Origin of the sequence: Chromobacterium sp. ASV23, assembly GCF_016428945.1 — a bacterium.
Taxonomy (GTDB): domain Bacteria; phylum Pseudomonadota; class Gammaproteobacteria; order Burkholderiales; family Chromobacteriaceae; genus Chromobacterium; species Chromobacterium sinusclupearum.
Window position 1 is genome coordinate 1 of the sequence record NZ_JAELTR010000119.1, and the last position, 2,712, is coordinate 2,712.

Genomic DNA, 2,712 nt, shown 5'->3' on the forward strand with positions numbered 1-2,712 from the left:
GACCTGGACCGCTTCAAGCTGGTCAACGACACCCTGGGCCACCTGGCCGGCGATCACCTGTTGTTCGAGGCCGGCGCGCGCATCCGTTCCTGCCTGCGCCACTATGATTTTCTGGCGCGTTTGGGTGGAGACGAGTTTGCCGTGGTGATGTTCGGCATGGAAGGGCCGGAAGACTGCGAGATCATCGCCCGCCGCATCGTCCGAGAGTTCGAGCGGCCGGTGATCCTGGCCGGGCGCGAAGTATTCTCCACCGCCAGCGTCGGCGTGGTGCTGGCCGACCGCGACCACTACCGCAATGCCGATGAGCTGCTGCGCGACGCCGACCATGCGATGTACTGCACCAAGCAACAGGGCCGCCAGGGCTATACCTTGTTCAGCCATCAGTTGCGCATCGACCAGGCCGACCAGCTGGCGCTGGAAACCGAGCTGCGGCGCGCGCTGGAAGAGGATAAGCAGCTGATTCCCTACTACCAGCCGTTTATCGATGCCAAGACCGGCAAGCTGTCCGGCTTCGAAACGCTGGTGCGCTGGCAGCATCCGCAGCGCGGGCTGATCCCGCCGGCGCTGTTCCTGCCGATGGCCGAAGAGAGCGGCCTGATCAACCGTCTGGACCGTTACATGGTCAACGCGGCTTGCGCGCAACTGCAGGCCTGGCGCGCGGAAGGGCGGGTGGGCGAGCACATTTCGCTGCACATCAATCTGTCGTCGGCCAATTTCCACGATCCGGACTTGGTCGCCTGGATAGGCGGCCGCATCGCCCATTACCAGCTGCCGCCGGCCATGCTGCATCTGGAAATCACCGAGAGCGCGCTGATCGACCAGCCGGAGACCGCGGCGACGGTGATGCAGGCGCTGCATGGCTTGGGCGTGAAGCTGGCGCTGGATGATTTCGGCACCGGCTATTCCGCGCTGTCCTATCTGCACCGCTACCGTTTCGACGTGCTGAAGATAGACCAGTCCTTCGTGTTCGACCTGGACCGCAAGGAGGAATCGGCGGCCATCGTCCGCGCCATCCTGGCGCTGGCGCGGGCGCTGGATCTGGACGTGGTGGCCGAGGGCGTGGAAACCGCCGCACAGCTGGCGATGCTGCAGGAGATGGGGTGCAGCAAGCTGCAGGGCTTCTATTTTGCCGCCCCGGCGCCGGCGAATGGCCTGGACTGGGAGCGCTTGGCCCGTTTTGAACAGGAAATTCGCAGTGCGGCGTGAATGGGCGACCCGTTTCAACCGTTGGCGCTATGATGTGTACGCGCCCTTGTACGACAAGCTGGCGCAGGGCTTTGCCGCGCAACGCCGCCGCTCGCTGGGCCTGCTCAATCCGCAGCCGGGGGAACAGGTGCTGCTGGTGGGGGCCGGCACCGGCCTGGACCTGGATTTTCTGGTGCGCTGCCGCCATGTCACCGCCATCGATATCGCGCCGGCCATGCTGCAGCAGCTGAAGGAACGCGCCGAGCGGCTGGGCATGACCGTGCGCGCCCTGGAGATGGACGGCCAACAACTGGACTTCCCCGACGCCAGCTTCGATGCGGTGGCCCTGCATCTGGTGCTGGCGGTGATTCCGGACCCGCAGGCCTGCATCCGCGAGGTGGAGCGGGTGCTGAAGCCGGGCGGCCGGGTGGCCGTCTTCGACAAGTTCCTGGCGGACCGTTCGCGCGCGCCGCTATGGCGCCGCGCCGGCAATCTCGTGGCGCGTTTCGTCGCCACCGACATCAACCGCCGCCTCGGCGACATCGTTTCCGTTACCAAATTGCAACGCATTCACGACGAAGACGCCGGCTTAGGTGGTTTCCTTCACATCGCACTCTTGCGAAAATAGCGTTTTCCCCCCATCTGACCGTTCATGAATCTGTTTGTCGAAACGCTGGGCCAGGGCCCGGACGTGGTCATGCTGCATGGCTGGGGCCTGCACGGCGGGGTGTTCAGCCGCGTGGCCGAGCAATTGGCCGCCCGCTTCTGCGTCCATCTGGTGGATTTGCCCGGCCACGGCGCCTCGCCGGCGCTGGCGCGCTTCGACGCCGATGCGGTGGCCGACATCGTGGCCGCCCATTTCCCGCTGCCGGCGCATGTGGTGGGCTGGTCGCTCGGCGGGCTGATCGCCCAGCACTGGGCGGTCCGCCATCCGGATCGCGTCAAGAGCCTGGCGCTGATCGCCACCAGTCCGCGTTTCGTCCGCGACGATAGTTGGCCGCACGCGCAGGCGCGCCAGTCGATCGAGGCTGTCGCGCAAAGCCTGGACGGTGCCTTCGAGCAGACGCTGGAGCGTTTTCTGGCCTTGCAGATGATGGGCGCGCCGGCGGCGCGCGACACGCTGAAAGCCTTGCGCGGCGAGCTGTTTGCCCATGGCCGTCCGCAGGGCCTGCTGCCGGCGCTGGAGCTGCTGCTGGAGGCCGACGCCCGCGAGCTGGCCGGCCGCATCCGCTGCCCAGCCGCCTTGTTCTATGGCGTGCGCGACGCCATCACCCCGATAGGCGCTGGCCGCTGGCTGGCCGACACCCTTGGCGACGCCGTCCTTTATGAATTCCCGCAAGCGTCGCATGCGCCTTTCCTGTCCCATGAACCGGACTTTGTGCGCGCGCTTGCCGAGCATCTGGAAACCCAGGCATGAGTGAAGCGTTTTACACCGACAAGGCGCGCGTGCGCGCCTCGTTTGAAAAGGCCGCGGCCAGTTACGATTCGGCCGCCGTGCTGCAGCGCGAAGTGTCCGACCGCATGGCC

General features: G+C 66.3%; 3 protein-coding genes. All 3 read left to right on the forward strand.

Annotation, left to right across the window (positions count from 1 at the left end):
- Positions 1-1,206, forward strand: a 1,206-nt coding sequence (locus JHD59_RS21725) for a bifunctional diguanylate cyclase/phosphodiesterase (protein WP_199155798.1), incomplete at its 5' end; no start/stop codon positions are given.
- Complete coding sequence (locus JHD59_RS21730) at positions 1,196-1,813, forward strand: class I SAM-dependent methyltransferase (protein ID WP_368671644.1); 618 nt, start codon at positions 1,196-1,198, stop codon at positions 1,811-1,813. The genes JHD59_RS21725 and JHD59_RS21730, both read left to right, overlap by 11 nt.
- Before the next feature lie 24 nt (positions 1,814-1,837).
- Complete coding sequence (gene bioH / locus JHD59_RS21735) at positions 1,838-2,602, forward strand: pimeloyl-ACP methyl ester esterase BioH (protein ID WP_199155800.1); 765 nt, start codon at positions 1,838-1,840, stop codon at positions 2,600-2,602.
- Positions 2,603-2,712 lie beyond the last annotated feature (110 nt).

Excerpts from the sequence above, each read along its gene's own strand:
- bioH (WP_199155800.1), top strand. The coding sequence starts at position 1,838 with ATGAATCTGTTTGTCGAAACGCTGGGCCAGGGCCCGGACGTGGTCATG.